General features: G+C 75.2%; 1 protein-coding gene. It reads right to left on the reverse strand.

The annotated features are described in order from the left end of the window. On the reverse strand, window positions 1-2,856 hold a 2,856-nt coding region (locus G5C65_RS34875), incomplete at both ends, for a type I polyketide synthase (protein WP_165303072.1).

The raw sequence follows: 2,856 nt of genomic DNA on the forward strand, positions 1-2,856 counted from the left end.
TCGGCCCAGACCGCCGCGAGGGAGACCATCATCGCCCACAGCACCGGCTGGACGACGTCCACCCGGGACAGCTCCGCGCCGTCCCCGCGCAGCACCTCGCCCAGGGACCAGTCCACATAGGGCGACAGGGCCCACTCGCACTCCTCCATCCGGTCCGCGAACACGGGGGAGGTGTCCAGCAGTTCGGCACCCATGCCCGCCCACTGCGAGCCCTGCCCGGGGAAGACCAGCACCGGCCCCCGCTCGGCGGCCACGGCGGGCGCTCCCGGGCTGACGACGCCGGGATGTGCGTCACCGGACGCCAGCGCGGCCACTCCCGCCAGCAGCTCCTCCTGGCGCTCGCCGACCACCACGGCCCGGTGCTCGAACACCGACCGGCTGGTGACCAGCGACCACGCCACCTCGGAGGGGTCGGTGGCGGGGGCGGCGGCCAGCCGCGCGCCGAGCGCGGCGGCCTGGCCGCGCAGCGCCTCGGCGCTGCGCGCCGACAGCGCCCACGGCGTCACCCCGGCCGGGACCGCGGAGCCGCCGCCGGCCGCCGCCGGTGCCGCCTCCTGCTCCGGAGCCTGCTCCAGGAGCAGATGGGCGTTGGTGCCGCTGATCCCGAACGCGGACACCCCGGCCCGCCGCGGCCGCGCGCGGCGCGGCCACGGCGTGGACTCCGTCAGCAGCCGCACCGTGCCGGAGTCCCAGGCGACGTTCGGCGTGGGCTCGTCGATGTGCAGGGAGGCCGGGAGCACGCCGTGGCGCAGCGCCATGACCATCTTGATCACACCGGCGACCCCGGCCGCTGCCTGGGTGTGCCCGATGTTGGACTTGACGGAGCCGAGCCACAGCGGCTCCTCGGCGGTGCGGTCGCGTCCGTAGGTGGCGAGCAGGGCCTGGGCCTCGATGGGGTCGCCGAGCGCGGTGCCGGTGCCGTGCGCCTCGACCGCGTCGACATCGGCCGGGTCCAGCCGCGCGTTGGCCAGCGCCTGGCGGATGACCCGCTGCTGGGAGGGGCCGTTGGGCGCGGTCAGCCCGTTGCTGGCGCCGTCCTGGTTGGTCGCGGAGCCCCGGATCACCGCCAGGACCTGGTGGCCGTTGCGCTCCGCGTCCGAGAGCCGCTCCAGGAGCAGCAGCCCTGACCCCTCGCCCCAGACGAGGCCGTCCGCGGCCGCCGAGAACGCCTTGCACCGTCCGTCGGCCGCCATTCCGCGCTGCCGCGAGAACTCCACGAACGCGCCGGGGGTGGCCATCACGGTCACCCCGCCCGCCAGGGCCAGCGAGCACTCGTCCTGGCGCAGCGCCTGGCAGGCGAGATGGGTGGCCACCAGCGAAGACGAACAGGCGGTGTCCACGGTGACGGCCGGGCCTTCGAGGCCGAAGGTGTAGGCCACCCGCCCGGAGACCACACTGCCGATGTTGCCGGTGGCGACGTAGCCCTCCACATCGGAGGCGGTGTCGGTGGTGAGGGACAGATAGTCCTGCGAGGTCACTCCGGTGAAGACGCCGGTGGTGCTGCCGAGGAGCGACTCCCGGTCGAGCCCGGCCCGTTCGAACGCCTCCCAGGCGGTCTCCAGCAGCAGCCGCTGCTGCGGGTCCATCGCCAGCGCCTCGCGCGGACTGATCCCGAAGAAGCCCGCGTCGAACTCGGCCGCGTCGTGCAGGAAGCCGCCCTCGCGCAGATAGCTGGTGCCGGGGTGATCGGGGTCGGGGTGGTAGAGGAGGTCCAGATCCCAGTTGCGGTCGGCGGGCATGCCGGTGATGGCGTCGCGGCCGGAGGCGGCCAGCTCCCACAGCCGGCCGGGGCTGCGCGCGTCGCCGGGGAAGCGGCACGCCATGGCCACGATGGCGATCGGCTCGTCCGGGGCGGCGGAGGTGCCGTCGGCCGGGCCGGCCGGCGCGTCGTCGGCCTGCTGCCCGCCGGTGAGTTCGCCGTGGATACGGGTGGCCACGGCGTGCGGCGTGGGGTGGTCGAAGACGAGCGTCGGGGGCAGATCGAGCCCGCTGACCGTGCTGAGCTGGTTGCGCAGCTCCACGGCGGTGAGGGAGTCGAAGCCCAGCTCCTGGAACGGCTGCCGGGCCGGGACGGCGTCCGCACCGGAGTGGCCGAGCACGGCGGCGGCGCGGGCCCGTACCAGCTGGAGCAGCAGGTGGTGCTGCTGCGCGGCCGGGACCTCGGCGAGCTGCTGCCGGAGCGCGTGGTCCCCCGGCGGTGCGCCCCGTCCGCCCCCGTCCTCCCGCCGGCCGGGTGTCGCGAGCTCGCTGAGCAGCGGACTGGGGCGCTGGGTGGTGAAGGCGGCCGGGAACCTCTGCCAGTCGACGTCGGCGATGGTGACGGTGGTGTCGCCGCGGTCGAGGGCCTGCTGGAGCGCGCCGAGCGCCAGGTCCGGGGCCAGGGGCGTGAGCCCGAGATGGCCGAAGTACGCGACCGCGCTGTCGTCGGCTGCCATGCCCGTCTCGCCCCAGGGCGCCCAGGCCAGGCTGGTGGCGGGCAGGCCCAGGGAGCGGCGGTGTTCGGCGAGCGCGTCGAGATAGGCGTTGGCGGCCGCGTAGGAAGCCTGCTGACGGCTGCCCCAGGCGGCGGCGCCGGAGGAGAACAGCACGAAGGTGCCGAGGTCGAGGTCCCGGGTCAGCTCGTGCAGTTGGGCCGCCGCGTGGGCCTTGGGGCGCTGGACCTCGCTCAGCCGGTCGAGGGACAGCTCGGGGAGCGGTGTGGTGTCGGCGGTGCCGGCGGCGTGGATGACGGTGGTGAGGGGGTGCTGGGCGGGGATGGTCTCCAGGAGGTGCTGGAGGGCGGTGCGGTCGGAGACGTCGCAGGCGGGGATGGTGACGGTGGTGCCCAGTTCGGTGAGTTCGCGGGCGAGTGCGGCG

It is taken from the genome of Streptomyces boncukensis (assembly GCF_011045075.1).
GTDB lineage: Bacteria > Actinomycetota > Actinomycetes > Streptomycetales > Streptomycetaceae > Streptomyces > Streptomyces boncukensis.